Genomic DNA, 18,754 nt, shown 5'->3' with positions numbered 1-18,754 from the left:
GGGCCGGCGGCGGCGCCGCCGCGGACATCGCGTGGCGGCGGGGCGGTGGGAGGGGGAGGGCGGGTGACACGGGGGGCTTGCGCTGCAGACTGCTGAGTCTGCAGGGCAAGCGCTGTCAGCCACCGGCCCCCTTCACAACACCAAAAACGCCGCCGCCGCCATGGCCGTAGGCCCCAGCGCTCCCAGCAGCAGCCCGCCGGCCCCAATCGTCTGGTCGGCAAAGCCGTTCTTCAGCAGCGCCACACCCGCAGGGTTGGGCGCGTTGGCAATCACGGTGAGGCCGCCGCCTGCCACAGCCCCAGCCACCAGCGCGTATTGGGCGGCGGGTGAGATGCCTTCAATGAGCGAGCCCAGGTAGGTGAGTGCGGCGTTGTCCGTGATGGCGGTGAGGCCCAGGGCGCCTGCGAACAGGGCCAGGGGCTCCAGCCCCGCGACGATGGGTTGCAGCCACCATTGCTGCATGCCGCCCAGCACCACCAGCCCCGCCAGGAAGAAGCCCACCAGCAGTGCCTCTTTGAGGATGAGCGGGCTCTGGTGGCGTGCATAGGCCTGCGTGTAGCCCAGGAACATCAGAAAGATGCCCAAAAACACCACCGGGTGGTGCGCGAACAGCACCACGCCCGCCAGCAGCGCAATGTGCGTTGCGGCCACGGCGGCGGGCACAGGGCGCTGGTCAGCCGCTTCTTGCCCTGCCTGCAGGGCTTCGGCGCTGGGCAGGTGGCGGCGCAGGGCCAGCGCACATGCCGTGGCGTTTACCAGCACGGCCAGCGCGGCCTTCCAGCCAAAGGTGGTGAGCATGAAGGCGCTGTCCCAGCCCCAGGTGGCGGCCACCATCAGCACAGGGGGCGCGGCATACGAGGTGAGCGTGCCGCCGATGGACACATTGACGAACAGCACGCCCAGCGCCAGGTACTTGAGCCGCTCTGGCACACCTGCACGGAAGATTTGCGGGGCCAGCATGAGAGCGGCAATGGTCATGGCGGCGGGTTCGGTGATGAGCGAGCCGAGCAGCGGCACAGCCGCCAGCCCCAGCCAGGCAGTTGCCAGCGGGGTGGGTACGGGCGCCAGCTTGGCAAGGGTGTGGACGATGGCCACCACCGTGCGCAGCACTGGGCGCGATGCGGCAATGACCATGACCACGAAGACGAACAGAGGCTCGGTGTAGTTGCGCGATTCAGCGTATTGCAGGGCCTGCGGGCCGCCCACGGCCAGCGCCATGGCCACGATGAGCACCATGGCCCAGAAGCCAAAGACCACCTCGACCTCGCCCAGCAGGTGAAACAGCCCGGCGTGGCGTGGGTAGCGGTGCGAGAGCCGCTCGAAGAATTTGACGGAAAAGGTGTGCAGCAGCGCCACGCCAAAAAGGGCAGCGGCAATCCATTGGATGAGGGGTGTGATCATGCAGGCCAGCGGTCGTAGAAAAGCCGCGTGGCGGCCCGACCATCGCTGTACCTGTTGCGCCGATTTGCGCAGACACCCGGCGCGCATTTTAACCGCCAGGACTTGCGCAGCTGCGTAGGAGAAGGGCGCCCGTGGTGCCCGGCACCGCTACATCGCCTTGAACAGGTGTGCGTAAAGGCGGCTCACGGCCAGGCGCTCGGGGCGCCCGTGCAGGTTCAGGTGCAGCTTGCCCAATTCGTCGCGCACCACGGTGGCGATGGCGCTGGCGCGCACCAGGGTGCTGCGGTGCACATGCCAGAATTCCTGCGGGTCCAGCTGGTCTGCCAGCTCTTTGAGCGGGGTGCGGATGAGGTATTCGGCACTTGCCGTGAGCACGCGGACGTACTTGTCTGCGGCCTCAAAGTACAGCACGTCGCCCACGGGCACCATGTGGATCTGGCTGCCGTGGCTGGCCTGGATGACGGTGAGGCGTGGGCGCTGTACCTGGCTGCGGCGTGCCCACAGGGCCACCGGGCCCAGGGCGGTGGCCAGCACGGCGGCGGTGAGGTGGATGGCAACAGCGGGGCTGAGGTTCGACAAGGCAGGCAGGGCGGTGGTCATGGCGTTCATCTGTGCGGCATGGCTGGGATGGACGTGACTGTGCCGCTGTCCCCCCGCCGCCACCACCGTTTTGCGACGAACTGCATGGTTGTGGCGCGAAATGCAGGCGGCTTACCGCGAGGTGCAGTCCGCTTCGGGCGAGGTGCGCAGTTGCTGCATCGCCTGGGAATAGATGCTGCGCCAAACCAAGATGCGGCGCGACGATAATTTGCGCTTTGGTTGGCCCGTGGGGCCTGAAGGAATTGCGCGTGGATATCGTTTTGCTGGTCAAGGCCGCCATCATGGGCGTGGTGGAGGGGTTGACCGAGTTTCTTCCCATCTCGTCCACCGGCCACCTGATTCTGGCGGGATCGCTGCTGGGTTTTGACGATGCCAAGGCCAAGGTGTTCGATATCGCCATCCAGACCGGTGCCATCTTTGCCGTCATCCTGGTGTATTGGCAAAAGATTCGCGCCACGCTGGTGGCCCTGCCCACTGAACGGCAGGCCCAGCGTTTTGCGCTGAATGTGTTGATCGGTTTTGTGCCCGCCGTGGTACTGGGCCTGCTGTTTGGCAAGGCCATCAAGGCACACCTGTTCACGCCCGTGGTGGTGGCCACCACGTTCATCGTCGGCGGTTTCATCATCTTGTGGGCAGAGCGCCGCGCCCCGGTGGCCACGCGCATCCAGTCGGTCGACGATATGACCCCGCTCGACGCCCTGAAGGTGGGCCTGGTGCAGTGCCTGGCCATGGTGCCGGGCACCAGCCGCAGTGGCGCCACCATCATCGGAGGCATGCTGCTAGGGTTGTCGCGCAAGGCGGCCACCGACTTCTCCTTCTTCCTGGCGATCCCCACACTGATTGGTGCGGGTGTGTACAGCCTCTACAAAGAGCGAGCGCTGCTCTCCTTGGCCGATGCGCCGATGTTCCTCACCGGGCTGGTGTTCTCGTTCATCAGCGCCTGGCTGTGCGTGCGCTGGCTGCTGCGCTACATCAGTACGCACAGTTTTGTGGTGTTTGCCTATTACCGCATCGTGTTTGGTGTGGTGGTGCTGGCAACGGCGTGGTTGGGGTGGGTGCAATGGGCCGAATGAACATGCTGCGAGGTGGGGTGGCGGTGACAGCCGCCTTGGTTTGCTGCGCCACAGGCTCAGCTTTGGCCGAGGATGTCGCCAGTCAGGCGACTTCCTCAACCTCTTCGGCCCATGGGCTGGAACCAGCGTCCACACTGGCGTCTGGTGCTCCTGATGAATCCGGGGCTGTGGTCACAGAGGCGGCGGCCCCAGCCCCCAAACCCCGTGTCAACTACGTGCTCGGAGCCATCGTCAGCTCAAGCCCTGACTACGCGGGCGGTGCCTAGCGCTCTTACGGCCTGCGGCCTGCCTGGGCGCTCGAGTACGGGCGCTTTCGCCTCAGCTCCTCGCGCGGGAATGCCTTGATGGGACACGGGCTGACTGCGCAATCAGAGTCAGGCGCCAGTGCGATGCTGGCGCAAAGCGAACGGTTTTCTCTGCGCGCCTCATTGCGCATAGACCAGGGCGATGACGGCTCGGAGTCTCCACGCCGCCGGGGCTTGCCCGATGTGCGCTCCACCCTGCGGGCGCGGCTCAGCACCGGCTATGCCTTGACCCCACGCTGGTCGGTGGGCGCAGGGGTTTCGCAAGACATTCTGGGGCGTGACGGTGGCGCCCTGATGTCGCTCAACCTGGGCTACAGCGTTCCCTATTCACAGCAAACGCGGGTGTCGTTCGGTGTGGGGGCAGGCTTTGCCGACCGGCAGTACCTGCGCAGCCATTTCGGCGTGCCAGCAGGCTCTGCCAGCCCGCTGCCTGCGTTCGACCCGAAAGCCGGGCTTTACTCGGTGGATGCTGGCGTGGACGTGATGGTGGCCCTGAGCCGCCATTGGGTGGCGGTGGGTGGGGTTAGCGTGTCGCAGTTGCAGGGCGATGCGCGGCGCAGCCCGCTCACGGTGAAACCCTTGGGGTATTCAGCCTCCGTGGGGCTGGCTTACCGCTGCTGCCGTTGAGATGTGCGGGCATGGCCAGACACGCTGGCCGCTTGATTCGCGCAGAGGACAGCTAGGCCGATGACAGGGCCAGGTCGCCCGTATTGCGGCGCACACAGAACTTGCCGCTTTGCTTGCCGCTGTACATCGCAGCATCGGCCAGCTTGATGAGGCCGGCACCGTCCTGGCTGTCGATGGGCGCGAGGGCGTAACCGATGGTCAGCCCCACCTGCACCTGGATGCCGCCGAGTGCGAAGGGCAATGCGAACGCACTGAGCAATTTCAGTCCGAGCTCATGGGCCTGTGCCGGGCTTTGCAATTCGCCCGTCATCACCACAAACTCGTCGCCGCCCAGACGGGCAATCACATCCGACTGGCGCAGGTGGCCCTGCAGGCGGCGGGCCACGGCCACCAGCAGCTCGTCGCCCACGTCGTGCCCGTGCTGGTCGTTGACGGGCTTGAAACCGTCCAGATCCATCACGTAGACCGCCAGCAGGTTTTCATGTGTGGCGCGCGCGAGGGCTGACGACAGTTCGATCTGCATGCCGCGGCGGTTGGGCAGGCCGGTCAGCGGGTCGGTGTGGGCCAGCGAGTGCATGGCATCGAGCTGCTGGTTGGCGTGTTGCACCTTGGTGTGCAGCTCTTTGGTGCGCAAGCCCAGCACGCGCATGAACAGCAGCATGTCGAGGGTGGCAGAGATCTGGAACGAATGCAGCGTCCAGAAATTGACGGGCAGCGCCCCGTTGATCACACCGATGATGGCGGCCGTGCCCAGGCCGTACACAAACCACGCTATCAGCAATGTGGTGGCAATGCTGTCGCCCGCGCGTGCGCGCCGCCAGGCGCCAGGCAGGCAGAGCAGGGCGGGCAGCGGGCCCATGATGCTGACGATGGCGGCCAACCCCTTCAGCGAGATCAGGTCAAGGGCAAACGCCACCCCCAGCCCCACGGTGAACAAGGCGCCCAACCGCATGCGGCGCAAGAAGCGGCTTTGCGGGTTGTGCCCCTCCAGGGCCTGGCTCATGAACAAAAAGCTGCCCGTGATGGCCATCAGCGATGCCAGCCCCACGGCATGGCTCGTCAACCAGGGGCTGTGGCCCCACAGATACTGCTGGCCCACGCCAAAAAAGTGCAAGGAATAGAGCAGGCTGCCACTGGTGAGCAGCGCGTACTGGATGAACAGCGGCTCGCGCAGGCTGTACCACTGCGCCATGCTGTAGAAGATGAGGCACAGTGCCAGGCCGGTCAACACACCTTGCAGCATTTGCTCGTTCACGGCCCGGTCCAGAATGCCGGTGGGCGTGTTGAGCGTGATGGGCAAAATCATCGCGCCCCGGGTCTGCACCCGCAGCAAGAATTCGTAGTTCTGGCCTGCTTCCAGCTGAAACGCCTGCGCGGGCGTGCGCCCGGGCAGGGGCCGCTGGGCCCGCGGCACTTCTGTGCCCAGCACGCTGCGTTGCAGCACCTTTCCGCCTTGCAGCAGCATTACATCAATGCGATTGAGGTCGGGGTGGTTGATGTCAAGCAGCCACCTGCCGTCGGATGCGGGGTCCACCGCCAGGGGGATGTGCAGCCAAACGGCATCCTTGCGCACTCCCAGCGTGGCATCTTTGGTGGGCTTTTGAAACTCGTCCAGCCGGGCCAGCGCCTCTTCGGCGGTCAGCGTCAGTTGCTCATCGACCAGGAGCCGCACGGCGGGCCAGGCGGCCACTGTGTTGTCAGCGTCACGCAGCAGTAGCGGCCCTGCCGCCTGCACCGGGCCGAGGTGCACCATCCACAGCATCCAGACAGCAGCCATACCCATGCACCAGCGCACAGCGGCCGTGCGCCGGCCCAGGCGTGTGAGCCAGTGGCTGATCAGCTGAAGAAACGAGATCTGCACGTGCTGAGACTGTTTGAGCGAGGGAAAGTGGGACGGATGGCCTCAGTGCGTAGCGGCGTGCCAGCACGCAGGCGTAGCCTCTGCCACCCACAGGGCTCGCGGGTGGCTCCACAGGAATTTCATGGGTTGCTCGCCCTGAACCCTCCGCCCGGCGAGCAACCGAGCGCAAGAAGCAAAAAGACGGGCGGCAAACGGCGGCATGATTGATGTATCACCTTGTAACGCGCACCCGGTGTAGGGTATCGCAGGCCCAACGCATGATGAATTTTTACAATTCCGTGCGTGCTGGTGCCTTCTGCTAAGGATGTCCTGCATAACCCTCGCGAGTCGGTGGTAGTGCGGATCGGGATGGGCCGCAAGGCGGCTTTTGGCAGCCAATAGCCGTGCTATTGGCAAGAAAAGCAACGCAGCGGACTGCCCGAGGCCGCGCTATCACAGACCGCAGGGAGTTATGCAGGACATCCCTAAAGGCTTGATGGCCCGGGTGAGGGTAACCACCGGGGTCTTAGTCGCCTCCCGCCCGCCAAGCGGCGGGGGCTTACCGCTCAGCGGCCCTGGGTGACGGCCTGCAGGTTCAGCAGCGAGGCCTCGATGGCAGCCGCAGTGGCCAGGGGCTGTTCCATGGGGAAGAGATGGCTGCCGTCCAGCATCATGGTGCGGCCCTGGGTTACCCGCTGCGTCATGGCCATGCCCACCTGACGCATCTCTTCAGAATCGCGCCCGCCGATGAAAGCCACAGGGCAGCGCAGGGGGTGGGTGCTGAGCAAGCGCCCCAGGTTGTGGGGCAGGGTGTTGTAGATGGCGGTCTCCACCGCCCGGTCAAAAGCCAGCACCCGTTTGCCTGCGTGGTCTTGCAGACCGTGTTCGATGTAGTCCTGCAGCACCTGGGGGTGCCAGCGGGCAAATGCCTTTTTCTTGCGAAAGTGCTCCAGGGCTTCTTCGTTGCTGGCCCAGCTTTCGCGGCGGCGGCTGCTGACCTTGCCGGGCGAGAGCGAGCCCACCACCTGCGTGCGCTTGGCCACGCCCAGGGCATTGGCGCGCCAGCCGCCGATCAGCGGCGAGTCGATCAGCACCACGCCCCGTGCCAGTTCGGGGTGGCGTGCGGCAGCCATCACGCTCAAGAATCCGCCCAGCGAATGCCCCACCAGATACACCGGGTCGCCAATGCGTTGCACCTGGGCCTGGGTAAAGTCCACCAGTTGCTGCACCAGATGGGGCCAGTTGTTGGTCACCGGGTACTGGGGCTCGTGGCCGAAGCGTTCCACGGCGCTCACGTCCATGCCGCGTTCTTTCAGGTACTTGAACAGCAGCCGGTAGGTGCCGGCTGGAAAGCTGTTGGCGTGCGAGAAGACAACGGGCAGGTGAGGCGAGGCGTGGCGTGGCATGGTGGGGTGCGGTTGGTGAGGTCAGCCGGGGCTGGCGGTCAGATCAGCTTGTCCTGGGGGGTGGTGATCTTCTTGAGCGGCTTGCTGCGCGGGGTGGTCGTCAGGATGGGCGCCTGCGTGCTGCCGCCGTTCCAGGCCGGGTCTTCAATGCTGTCGAACACTTCGCGCAGCTTCTGGCCCCAGCTGTCGTGCAGCATGCGGAAATAAGGGTTGTTCTCGTCGATGCACACCACCTTGTCGGTGCCAAAGCGGTCGGCCTCGTACACCACCAGGTCCAGCGGCAGGCCCACCGACAGGTTGGACTTGAGCGTGCTGTCCATGGACACCAGCGCGCACTTGGCGGCCTCGTCCAGCGGGGTGTCGGGCGTCAGCACGCGGTCGAGCACGGGCTTGCCGTACTTGGATTCGCCGACCTGGAAGTAGGGCGTCTCTGAAGTCGCTTCGATGAAGTTGCCTGCGGAGTAGACCTGGAACAGGCGCATGCCCTCGCCCCTGATCTGGCCGCCAAACACCAGCGATACGTTGAAGTCCACGCCCGAGCGCTTGAGGGCTGCGCCATCGCGGTCGTGCACATGGCGCACGGCGGCGCCCAGCACGCGGGCGGCGTCGAACATGCTCTTGGCATTCCAGATGGTGATGCCTTCAGCGTCGTCGCGGTCCTTGATCTGCGTGGTCTGCAAAATCTCGCGCACCGACTGCGAGATGCTCAGGTTGCCCGCCGACAGCAGCACCATGAACCGGTCGCCCGTCTTCTCGTAGATCATCATCTTGCGGAAGGAGCTGATCTGGTCCAGGCCCGCATTGGTGCGGGAGTCGGACAGGAACACCAGCCCGGCATTGAGTTTGATGGCGACGCAGTACGTCATGGCAGAAGTGGGGGTCGTTGTAAGAGAGGAACCCGCGAGTTTAGTCCGGCGTGGGAAGGCACCCGTGTGCAGAGTGCGGGCCAGTAATTGCGTGTGCCGTAGCCGGTGTCCTGTATTGATAGCAACCAACGCTTGGTGGACAAGCACTGGAGGCCATTTTTACCTGATTAGCTACTTGCCTCAGATACCCCGGCATCCGTTCGGGCTGAGCCCGTCGAAGCCAGGGATTGCTGCGTGCGTGCAAGGCTTCGACAGGCTCAGCCCGAACGGGTGGGGAAGAGAAGGCGTCTGAGGCAAGTCGCTAATCAGGCATTTTTACTATTGATCCGGCAGGCTTTATTCGTAAACCTTGCTCGGGCTGAGGTGTCGAAGCCCCTCGACGGGCTCAAGTTGAACGGCATCGGGACTCTGCAATAAACCGTGCCGGATCAATAAAGAATTGGCAGGTCCCAACCTTTTGCGTTCACCCGAAGTTCCGGCGACAGCCAAGGCCACTGCCGCCCCGGGGGTAAAGGGCTATTGCTTACGTGCCAGGCAGTGTGTGCCCGTCGCTCCTATCATCCGCCGCTTCACCTGGAGGGGCCTTGCCGTGTTGAACCCACTGATTTTGTCTGGGACCCGCCGCGCCTGCGCGCTGGCCTTGGTGGCATTGCTGGCGGCCTGTGGCGGGGGCAGCGCGCAAGACCCCGGCGATGGCGGCAACCCTCCAGAGCCACCTCCCGCACCGGCGCGTTCCGGCCAGCTCGAATCCGCCGCCTTGCTCGGCACCGTGCCGGCCGCTGATATCGCTGCAGCGCTGGCCGCCAAGGAGTCGCTGGCCCAGGACGTGGTGCCGCGCTACAGCGTCACCTCGTACCGGATCGAATACCTCACCACCGATGCCGACGGCAAAGAGGTGCGCGCCTCGGGGCTGGTCAGCGTGCCGCAAAAGCCAGCGGGTGCCAAAAGCCCGGTGCTCAGTTACCAGCATGGCACCCTCTTTCGCGATGCCGAGGCGCCCAGCAACAACGCGGTGGCGTCCGAGGTGGCGGTGGTGCTCGCATCGCTGGGCTATATCGTGCTGGCGCCCGACTACGTGGGCTTTGGCGCTTCCAAGGGCACGCCCCACCCCTACCTGCTGGCGGCGCCGTCCGCAGCCGCCACGGTGGATTTTCTGACCGCCACCCGCACCTGGCGCAGCCAGGCCAACGTGGCGGACAACGGGCAGCTCTTTCTGACCGGCTACTCCGAAGGCGGCTACGTCACCATGGCCACACACCGCGCGCTGCAAGCAAGCGCATCGCCCCACCTGCAACAGCTGCGCATGGTGGTGCCGGGCGCGGGGCCTTACAACGTGCAGACCACCATGGATGGCCTGGTGGACCTGGTGCGGCAAGAACAGCCGGTGATCGGCGCACTCATCAACCCGGGCTTCCTGCGCTACCTGGGCGGCAGCGTGCAGCGCGAGGTGCGCCGGCTGTTGCTGCGCGCGCTGATTCCGGACGATGCGGACGTGGTCTACGACACCCGGTTTATCGACCGCTTTCTGGCCGACGATGTGCGCTATCTCGAAGAAGTCAGCAGCGCCTACGACTACAAACCGAACGTACCTGTGCGCCTGTACCACGGCCGCGATGACCGCACCGTGCCCTACGCCAGCTCGGTCAGCACCGTGCGCGCGATGCAAAGTCGCGGCGCGGGCGATCTGGTCAGCCTGACTGAATGCCGCGCACAACCGGTGGCCGGGCACCTGCCCTGTGTGCCGCCGTTCATCACCTTCATGCTGGGGCAGCTGGCGCCGGTGGCGCAGGATTTGTAGATCCAGTCACCGCTCTGATCAGACCTCCCAGAACGCCTCGATCAGTTCACCCTGCGCGTCCAGCAGCCACCACTCGATCACCACATCCCGCTGGCCTACACCCAGAATGCCCAGCACCCCGCGTGGTGCCGACAGGCGGGGACAGCGCCACAGCTGGTCGCCCGGCTGCGCCATGGCCAGCACCCGGGTGCGGATGGACTGCGGCACCACGGGGTTGTGCACATCCACCAGGCGGTCCTCGCCGTCTCCCACTTCCTCGGGTGTCGCAGGGATGAGGTGCATGTCAGGCTCCTTCAGAGGTGCTGCGTTGCAGGTTCAGCGCCAGGAGGCGGCGCAGGATTTCATCATCGGGCATGTTCGCCGTGTAGTCGGCCCAGCCGTAGGCCGCTGCCACGGCGGCGTCCAGTTGCGCGTGCGCAGCGGCCAGCCAGGCGGGCCGCAGGTTATAGAGGTTGGTCAGCGTGCGTTTGGCCAGCTCTTTTTCGAACCCCGGCTTGGGCACGATGCGGTCGGGGTAGGGCGATGCGCTCAGACCCAGCGGTACCACCTCGGGCACGGTGTGCGTCCACTCGGGCGGGTTCAGCCAGGCCTGGCGCAGGGTGTTCAGGCGCTGGGCGGCCTGGGCAATCGCGGTGGCCGCCTGGCGGGGTGGTATGGTTTTGATAGCTGCTGGCGCTTGATGGACGGGCGCTAGAGGCTGATTTGGCTTGAAGTCCTCTGTGGGCAAGGCGTCCGACAAAGTATCTGGAAGGTCGGCCGGAATCAGCGCGCCGCCTTCCACCGCCTCGGTGCGCTGGTGCGCCGTGTCTGCCGGGGTGAGGCCTGCGGGGAAGGGGAAGGTTTCGAAGCAGGTGGTGGGGGTGTAGCGCGGGTCGTTGCCGACGCCCAGCCATGTACACATGCGCAGCGACCAGAGTTCGTGGAAGCGGCTGTGCAGGATGCCGAAGGTGGTGTCGTCGGCGCGGGCGATCCCAACCACGGCATCTGAAATCCACGAAATGCTTGGAAACCAAACAAAGGTTCGGTGCTTTGCAACGCGGGTAGTGGCGATGTACCGAGGTACGTTCTTTGTTGCTCCACGCCATTCGGTGCCCAGTCGTCCATGCAGCCACCAGCGCTGCTTCCTGGATTCATCGCGGTTGGAATCGCGCATGGGTTTGACATGCTGTTGAACGTGCTCAAAGGGCATTTCATACAAACTGGCATCCGCTTGCGGCATGGCGCTGAAATCGACAACCCACATGCCGCGGGAGCGTGCGGTGATGTCTTTGCCATTGGTCAGAGGGCGAACCACATCAGCGTTGGAGCGTCCATGTGGGTTGGGCGTTTGCAGCCACTGTCGTGCTGTCTCTGCTGCCACCTCGAAATCGCCCACCAACACCGGGCCTTGAAAACTCACGCCTGCATTGGTGCGCAAGCGTTGCGCGGTGGAGAGGTCGTTGGCGTGCTCGCCTGCGGCATGCAGGTCGCTGTAGATCACCGACACGGGGGTGTCGTCAAGCAATGCTGACTGTTCGGCGGAGCCAAAAGCCACCAGCGAGACTCGCACCGCTGCACCGTCGTTCACCCACGGCTCGTCGCTCCAGGCGTCGAAGATGCGCGTTTGTGCGCAGATGGCATCGAGCACCTTGCGGTTGGCACCGCCCCGAATGGAGTTGGTGGCCACCAGCCCGGCGCGCTGCAAAGCCCCAGCCGCTATCTGTGCACGGGCCTTGTCAAACCAATAGCACACCAGGTCGGCGCCGCCGGGCACGCGGCCCTCGTAGGTGCTGCGCAGTTGGGTGGTGTAGGCATCGCCCAGTTCGGCGCGCATTTTCTTGTCCCCCAAAAACGGCGGATTCCCCACCACCACATCCGCCGCAGGCCACGCGGCCTCGCCGCCGCCCTCGGCCAGCAGCGCATCGCGGCACTCAATGTGCTCCAGGGTGTCGAGCACGGGGTTGGTCTTGAACTCGTAGCCGTGCGCCAGGCGCCATTGCAGTTCGCCGATCCACACGGTCACGCGGGCCAGTTCGGCGGCGTATTCGTTCAGCTCGATGCCCAGCACGTTGTGCGGGCCGGTCACCAGGTCGGCCTCGCGGTCCAGGCCCAGTTCGGCGGCCTGCAGGTGGCTGTGGTGTTCCACATCCTTTAGGCACTTGAGCGCGAGGTACAGAAAGTTGCCGCTGCCGCAGGCCGGGTCAAGGGCGCGGTAGTTTTTCAGCTCATCGAGCCAGGTGATGAACAGCGCGTGGGCTGCGCGGTAGTGCCTGTCACCTTTTTTGGCGATTTTGGCCGCCAGCGCTTGTATCTGCTGCGCTATAAGCTCCCATTTTTGTAGCAATGGGCGGCGGATGACAGGGTCGATCAGGCGCTCGATGGTGGCCGGGTCGGTGTAGTGCGCGCCCAGTTGGCTGCGTTTGGCGGGGTCGAGCCCGCGCTCGAACAGGGTGCCGAAGATGGAGACGTCGATGGCGCTCCAGTTCAGGTCGGCGGCGCGGCGCAGCTCGGTCAGGTCGGGCGCGGAGAGGGGCGGCACGGCAATGGTCTGAAACAGCCCGCCGTTGAACCAGGGAATATCGTCCACGCCATACAGGCCACCGTTTTGCATGGTGCCAAAGAGCTGCGTGAGGCCCTGCGTCAGTCGCTCGGGCGTGGCTTGTTTGTTGTTCACCAGACGCTCGAACATGCGACCAGGCAGTAGGCCCACGTCTTCCGCAAAAAAGCAGAACAGGCACTGCGTGAGAAAGTGCGCCACCTGGTTGGCGCGCTGTTGCTGGCTGGCGGTGTTTTCACCGGGCGTGGCGCCGCGCTGGCGCAAACCTTCTGCCAGGGCGGCAAAGCTGCGGGCGGCGGCCTCGGTGATGTCGCGGTTGGTTTGCTGGGGTTTGAAGCTCTCGGGCGCGGTCCATATGCGGCGCAGCAGGGCCAGGTTGGCTGGCTGGTCCATCTCGGCAATGCGCACCTCGTGCGTGGCACTGGGGTGGCCGGTGAACTGGGTGTGGATGCGAATCGTGAGCCGGTCAGACACCACCAGAATGGGCGGGTTGGAGAGCGCCAGGCTGTAGGTGAGCAGCTGCTTGAGCGCGGTGTCGAGGTTTTTGCCCGGAGCCTTGTTCTCCCACGCAAACACGCCACGCATGAAAACGTCGGCATAACCCGTCTTGCCGCCGATGACGGTACTCTTTTCTTCAAACCGGTAGCCCTCGGAACTGCCGGGCTTGGGCACACCAAGCAGTTCGCACAGGTCCAGAAAGTGGCTTTGCGCGCCTTGCTCTTCATTGAGTGCGTAGGCCGGGCCGGGCACGCCACCGGGCGCGCCCCATTTGGCGATGAAGTCTTGAGGGGTCATGGAATAGGGTGGTGAGTCCGCTGAGGTGCAGGTGGGACGGGAAGGCTGCAAAGTTGCCTCAAGCCCCCGCCATTTTCTTGAGCTGGTACAGCGCATCCAGCGCCTCGCGGGGGCTCAGCGCATCGGGGTTGATGGCGGCCAGAGCGGCTTCCACCGGGCTGGTGCCGGGGCCGTCGGGCTCGGGCGGGGTAGCAAACAGATCCACCTGCACATCGTTTTCGCCCGCGCGCTCTTCCAGCGCCGCCAGGGTGTGGCGGGCGTGGTGCAGCACGGGCGATGGCATTCCTGCCAGCTTGGCCACCTGGATGCCGTAGCTGCGGCTGGCCGGGCCGGGCTGGATTTCGTGCAGGAAGACGATGTCGCTGCCCGCTTCGGCCGCGCTCACATGCATGTTGACGGCATGCCGCGCCTTGGCGGGCAGCTCGGTCAGCTCAAAGTAGTGCGTGGCAAACAGGGTGAAGGCGCGGGTCTTGTCGTGCAGGTGCGTGGCAATGCCGCTGGCCAGGGCCAGGCCGTCAAAGGTGCTGGTGCCGCGGCCAATCTCGTCCATCAGCACCAGGCTGTGGGGCGTGGCGGCGTGCAATATCTGCGCGGCCTCGGTCATCTCCAGCATGAAGGTGGACTGCGCGTTGGCCAGGTCGTCCGCCGCGCCAATGCGGGTGTGGATGGCGTCGATGGGCCCGATGCGGCAACTCGTGGCGGGCACATGGCTGCCCATGCAGGCCAGCAGCGTGATCAGCGCCACCTGCCGCATGTAGGTCGATTTACCGCCCATGTTGGGGCCGGTGATGATCTGCATGCGGGTGTTGGCATTGAGCCGCGTGTGGTTGGCGATGAAGCTGGCGTTGGACGTTTCGGCCAACCGTGCCTCCACCACCGGGTGGCGGCCACCTTCAATGTCGATGCAGGGCTCGGGTGCAAACTGGGGCGCGCACCAGTTGAGGGTGAGCGAGCGCTCGGCCAGCGTACACAGCACATCCAGCGTGGCCAGGGCCTGTGCCAGTTGCGTGAGGGCGGGCACGTGGGGCTGGAGCTGGTCCAGGATCTGCTCGTAGAGCCATTTCTCGCGGGCCAGTGCCCGCTCGTTGGCCGACAGGGCTTTGTCTTCAAAGGCTTTCAGCTCGGGCGTGATGAAGCGCTCTGCGTTCTTCAGCGTCTGGCGGCGGCGGTAGTCGTCGGGCACGCTGGCCAGGTGGCTGCTGGTCACTTCAATATAGAAGCCGTGCACCTTGTTGAACTGCACCCGCAGGTTGGGGATGCCGGTGCGCGCCTTCTCGCGGGTTTCCAGCTCCAGCAAAAAGCTGTCGCAGTTGGTCTGGATGGCGCGCAGCTCATCCAGCTCGGTGTCAAAGCCACTGGCAATCACGCCGCCGTCGCGCACCAGGGCGGCGGGCTCTTCGGCAATGGCGCGGCGCAGCAGGTCGGTGCAGCCTGCGGGTGGTTGCAGTTGGCTGAAAATTTGAGCCAAATAGGGCTCTGGAGCTTGTGCATTCAGCGCGAGCAGCTCTGCTTTTTGTAGCGTTTTGCCCAGGCCCACCAGTTCGCGGGGGCGCACCTGCCGCAGGGCGATGCGGGCGGTGATGCGCTCCACATCGCTCACGCCCTTGAGTTCGCCGCGCAACTGGGCCCACGGGCCTGATCCGCCACCTGCTCCCCCCGCACCGCGCAGTGCGGTGGTGGCTGACAGGCGCTTGCGGGCCTCGGTGCGGTCGCGCTGGGGCTCCAGCAGCCAGGTTTTGAGAAGGCGGCTGCCCATGCCTGTCATGCAGGTGTCGAGCAGCGAGAACAGGGTGGGCGCGTCGTCCCCGCGCAGGGTTTTGACCAGCTCCAGGTTGCGCCGCGTGGTGGCGGGCAGGTCGATCAGGTCGTCGCCCCGCTGCACCTGCACGGTGTGGATGTGCGTGAGCTGGCGGCCCTGGGTGTGCTCTGCATAGGCCAGCAGCCCGGCGGCGGCGGCGTGGGCCTCGCCCAGCCCGTGCGCGCCCCAGGCCTGCAGGCTGGCGGCTCCCAGGTGCTCCAGCAGCTTGCGCTCGCCCAGGGCGCTGTCAAATTGCCAGTCGGGCCGCAGGCTCATGGGGCAGGTGAAGGCGCCGCTCTGGCGCAGCACCTGCAGCTGCTGCTCAAAGCGCTCGGTCACGCCGGCGCTGTAGATCACCTCGCTCGGGGCCACGCGGCCCAGCCAGTGGGCCAGCTCGTCCTGGGTGCACTCGGCCAGGTGCACGCGGCCTTGCGTCACGCTCAGCCACGCCAAGCCGCAGCGCGCACGCGGGCCCTGGTGCACGGCCAGCAGCATGGATTCGGCTTTGTCGGAAAGCAGCTCGGTGTCCGTCAGCGTGCCGGGGGTGACCACGCGCACCACCTTGCGCTCCACCGGGCCTTTGGCGGCGCCCACCTCGCCCACCTGCTCGGCAATGGCCACCGATTCCCCCATCTTGATGAGGCGCGCCAGGTAATTCTCTAGTGCATGGAAGGGAACCCCAGCCATCACCACCGGCTGCCCGCCCGACTGGCCGCGCTGGGTCAGGGTGATGTCGAGCAGCCGCGCGGCTTTCTCGGCGTCCTGCCAGAACACCTCGTAAAAGTCACCCATGCGGTAAAAGAGCAGCGTGTCCGGGTACGCGGCTTTCAGGCCAAGGTACTGCTGCATCATCGGCGTATGGTGCTCGAAGGTGTCGGACATGCGGTGCGAATGGAAAGACGAAAGAAAAACAGGGCCAAGCGGGGTGCCGCGGCGAGAGGCGTGGACTGTAGCAGGGCCAGGCGGCGTCTGTTGTTTCACAAATCTTTGACGATTTGCAGCGTTTTGCTGTTACCTTTTGACATACTGTGGCTGGCGACGCACCACGCTGCGCCGTTGCGGGATACCCGTTCTTCTAATTTTGCAGAGGTTCCAGAGCGATCGTGATTTCTTCCGAACTGCTGACAGATCTTCTCTATCCCGAGGGAGACACCCTGATGGGCCCTCTCGCACATGGGCGCATGCAGGCGCTGCTGGATGCCGTGCCCGTGGGGCTGCTGGAGTTTCGCCTGGAAGAGGATGGCCTGTATCTCTGGGCCTCCAATGCAGCCGCGCGCCGCATGCCGGGCCTGGGCTTGGTGCGCGAGGAGGGCGTGTTGGCGCAGGTGGTGTTTGACCAGCTGGCGCAGACCACGCTGGTGGAGCAACTGTGCGCAGTGGCGCGCCTGGGTGTGCCACTGGAATGTCGCCAGGTAGTGCGTGAGGGCACACGACTGCTGTTGGCCTGGGATCTGTCTGCAAGGCGCGTGGCAGATAACTGCATCGTGGTGAGCGTGCGCGATGTGTCTGAGGCAGAAAACCTGCGCATGGCCCTGGCGCAGGCCGAGAGCGCCCTGGCCGATGCCCGCCGGGATCTGCAGGAGCAGACCGAGGTGTTCAACACCATGGAAAGCCTGGCACAGACCGGCCATTGGCGCCGCATCGAAGACCCGGGCGAAACGGTGCTGCTGTGGTCGCCTGGCCTGTGTGACATCGCGGGTTTTGAACGGCAGGAATGGCTGAGCAACGAGCGTGCAGTCAGTGGCATTCCGGCCGAAGACCGGCCTGTGTTTGACCAGGCCTGCCGACGGGGTGATGGCTCGGATGTGGAATACCGCTGGCGACGTCCCGATGGCGAGGTGCGCTGGATGCGTTCGCGCGTCCTGCACTCGCGCTCGCGCGATGGCATGGTGGTGTACATGGGCGTGGTGCAGGATGTGACCGAGGAGCACCGCGCGGCAGAGCAGTTGCGTGAACAGTTGCTGTTCATCCAGCGCATCGCCAGTCGCATCCCCGGTTTCATTTACCAATACCGCCTGCATTCGGACGGCACCACTGCCCGTGTGCAGTACATCAGTGATGCGGTGAAGCAATTCCTGGGCGTCACGCCCCAAGAAGTCGCGCAAGACCATGACTTGCTACTCAAGCATGTGCTGCCCGAGGACGCCCCGCACCTGCGCCGCTCTGCGGTGGTGTCGGTGCGCCGCATGCTGCCGTGGCGTTGCGAATACCGTGTGGTGGGGCCTGACGGCAGCGTGCGCTGGCACATGACCAGCGCCGTGCCCCACAGGGAGCCGGACGGCACAGTGCTGTCGCATGGGTTCACCATGGACATCACCGACCGCAAGCAGGCCGAGCAAGAGATCAAGCGGCTGGCCTTTTATGACGCGCTCACGGGCCTGCCCAACCGGCGTTTGTTGCTAGACCGCCTGCAGCGCGCCATTGTTGCGGGGCAGCGCACCAAGGCCCAGGGCGCGCTGTTGTTCATTGACCTGGATAACTTCAAGGACCTGAACGACACCCTGGGCCATGACATGGGCGATCAGCTGCTGTCCCAGGTGGCATCGCGGCTGGTGGCCTGCGTGCGCGAAACCGATACCGTGGCCCGTTTTGGTGGCGACGAGTTTGTCGTGATGCTCGAAAACCTCAGCAGCCACCTGCATGAAGCCGCTTCACAGGCAGAAGCAGTGGCCGAAAAGCTGCTGGCCAGTCTGAACCAGCCGTTTGAGCTGGGCGGGGCGCGGCACTACAGCACGCCCAGCATTGGCATCACCTTGTTTGGGGAGCATCGCCTCTCGGTGGACGAATTGCTCAAGCGGGCCGACCTGGCGATGTACCAGGCCAAGGCTGCGGGCCGCAACACCCAGCGCTTCTTTGACCCGGAAATGCAGGCGGCGGTGAATGCCCGCTCTAACCTGGAGGCTGACCTGCGCCAGGGCCTGGCGCGCAGCGAGTTGCTGGTGCATTACCAGCCGGTGGTGGACCATCAAGGCAAGCTCGTCGGTGCCGAGGCCCTGGCCCGCTGGCGACACCCGCAAAGGGGCATGATCAGCCCGGCAGAGTTCATACCCCTGGCAGAGCAGACGGGTCTGATCCTGCCCCTGGGGCAAGCCGTGCTGCGCAGTGCCTGCACTCAGCTCAATCTGTGGGCCCAGCACGAAGCCACGGCCCACCTCACCCTGTCGGTGAATGTGAGCGCCCGGGAGTTTCGCCAGCCTGGCTTTGTGGCGCAGGTGCTCGACACCCTGCGCGAATGCCAGGCGCGCCCGCACAATCTCAAGCTCGAACTCACCGAGAGCATGCTGCTGGGTGATATTGAAGACACCGTGCAGCGCATGGAACAGCTCAAGAAACAGGGCGTGGGCTTCGCGCTGGATGACTTCGGCACCGGCTATTCCAGCCTGAGCTACCTCAAGAGGCTGCCGTTAGACCAGGTCAAGATCGACCAGAGTTTTGTGAGAGATGTGCTGAGCGATCCCAACGATGCGGCCATCGTCAGAACCATTCTTGCGCTGGCCAAGAGCCTGGACTTGCAGGTGGTGGCAGAGGGCGTGGAAACAGCCGGACAGCTAGGGTTTTTGCGTTTGCACGGGTGTGATGGGTTCCAGGGATACTTGTTTGGGCGCCCGGTGCCCGTACACGAAATGGACGCTCATATCTACCCCGCGCTTTGAGACGCAGCGCGCGGGTACGGAGGCCAGGGGAGGCAACACATGTGCTGCAGCGCCTT

At 65.0% G+C, this 18,754-nt stretch carries 11 protein-coding genes and 1 pseudogene; 4 read left to right on the top strand and 8 right to left on the bottom strand.

Annotated elements, in window-relative coordinates; translation table 11 throughout:
- Positions 1 to 132 precede the first annotated feature (132 nt).
- Both AADJ04_RS05745 and AADJ04_RS05740 read right to left on the bottom strand, forming a co-directional pair.
- The gene (locus AADJ04_RS05745; RefSeq protein WP_341239026.1) at positions 133 to 1,401 is read right to left on the bottom strand and encodes a putative Na+/H+ antiporter; all 1,269 of its coding nucleotides are present in this window, start codon (positions 1,399 to 1,401) and stop codon (positions 133 to 135) included.
- A 147-nt stretch (positions 1,402 to 1,548) separates the two neighbouring features.
- Positions 1,549 to 1,872, bottom strand: a pseudogene (locus tag AADJ04_RS05740) (LytTR family DNA-binding domain-containing protein); the annotation flags it as partial.
- 377 nt (positions 1,873 to 2,249) lie between these two features.
- Here AADJ04_RS05740 and AADJ04_RS05735 point away from each other — a divergent pair.
- Both AADJ04_RS05735 and AADJ04_RS05730 read left to right on the top strand, forming a co-directional pair.
- Positions 2,250 to 3,074, top strand: coding sequence for an undecaprenyl-diphosphate phosphatase (locus AADJ04_RS05735; protein ID WP_207374304.1), 825 nt, complete (start codon positions 2,250 to 2,252; stop codon positions 3,072 to 3,074).
- Between the two features lie 278 nt (positions 3,075 to 3,352).
- Positions 3,353 to 4,006, top strand: coding sequence for a MipA/OmpV family protein (locus AADJ04_RS05730; protein ID WP_278187137.1), 654 nt, complete (start codon positions 3,353 to 3,355; stop codon positions 4,004 to 4,006).
- A 52-nt stretch (positions 4,007 to 4,058) separates the two neighbouring features.
- On the opposite strand, the gene AADJ04_RS05725 is transcribed toward AADJ04_RS05730, so the two are convergent.
- From AADJ04_RS05725 to AADJ04_RS05715, 3 genes are all read right to left on the bottom strand, one after another.
- Positions 4,059 to 5,867 carry a diguanylate cyclase gene (locus tag AADJ04_RS05725; RefSeq protein WP_341239025.1) on the bottom strand — a complete coding sequence of 603 codons (1,809 nt, stop codon included), beginning with the start codon at positions 5,865 to 5,867 and terminating at the stop codon, positions 4,059 to 4,061.
- A gap of 545 nt (positions 5,868 to 6,412) precedes the next feature.
- Positions 6,413 to 7,252 (bottom strand): alpha/beta hydrolase, encoded by an 840-nt coding sequence (locus AADJ04_RS05720; RefSeq protein ID WP_207374303.1) that lies wholly within the window; start codon positions 7,250 to 7,252, stop codon positions 6,413 to 6,415.
- Between the two features lie 38 nt (positions 7,253 to 7,290).
- Complete coding sequence (locus AADJ04_RS05715) at positions 7,291 to 8,118, bottom strand: proteasome-type protease (protein ID WP_207374302.1); 828 nt, start codon at positions 8,116 to 8,118, stop codon at positions 7,291 to 7,293.
- A gap of 589 nt (positions 8,119 to 8,707) precedes the next feature.
- Between AADJ04_RS05715 and AADJ04_RS05710 the strand changes: the two genes are divergently transcribed.
- On the top strand, positions 8,708 to 9,916 hold the full coding sequence (locus tag AADJ04_RS05710; RefSeq protein ID WP_341239024.1) for a prolyl oligopeptidase family serine peptidase: 1,209 nt from the start codon (positions 8,708 to 8,710) through the stop codon (positions 9,914 to 9,916).
- A gap of 18 nt (positions 9,917 to 9,934) precedes the next feature.
- Here the strand turns inward: AADJ04_RS05710 and AADJ04_RS05705 are convergent, their stop codons facing one another.
- Genes AADJ04_RS05705 through mutS form a run of 3 tightly spaced genes read right to left on the bottom strand, consistent with a single transcriptional unit; the run spans position 9,935 to position 15,927 of the window.
- Positions 9,935 to 10,198, bottom strand: coding sequence for a hypothetical protein (locus AADJ04_RS05705; RefSeq protein ID WP_341239023.1), 264 nt, complete (start codon positions 10,196 to 10,198; stop codon positions 9,935 to 9,937).
- A gap of 1 nt (position 10,199) precedes the next feature.
- Positions 10,200 to 13,247: a DNA methyltransferase gene (locus AADJ04_RS05700; RefSeq protein WP_341239022.1), complete on the bottom strand. Its 3,048-nt coding sequence runs from the start codon at positions 13,245 to 13,247 to the stop codon at positions 10,200 to 10,202.
- 58 nt (positions 13,248 to 13,305) lie between these two features.
- Positions 13,306 to 15,927 (bottom strand): DNA mismatch repair protein MutS, encoded by a 2,622-nt coding sequence (mutS, locus tag AADJ04_RS05695; RefSeq protein ID WP_341239021.1) that lies wholly within the window; start codon positions 15,925 to 15,927, stop codon positions 13,306 to 13,308.
- Between the two features lie 275 nt (positions 15,928 to 16,202).
- Between mutS and AADJ04_RS05690 the strand changes: the two genes are divergently transcribed.
- A complete protein-coding gene (locus AADJ04_RS05690) occupies positions 16,203 to 18,698 on the top strand; it encodes an EAL domain-containing protein (RefSeq protein ID WP_341239020.1) in 2,496 nt (831 codons plus the stop codon).
- Positions 18,699 to 18,754 lie beyond the last annotated feature (56 nt).

It is taken from the genome of uncultured Acidovorax sp. (assembly GCF_964021665.1).
GTDB classification, from domain to species: Bacteria; Pseudomonadota; Gammaproteobacteria; order Burkholderiales; family Burkholderiaceae_C; genus Acidovorax; species Acidovorax temperans.
The sequence above is the reverse complement of the archived record's forward strand: the minus strand, read 5'-3'. Positions and strand labels throughout refer to the sequence as shown.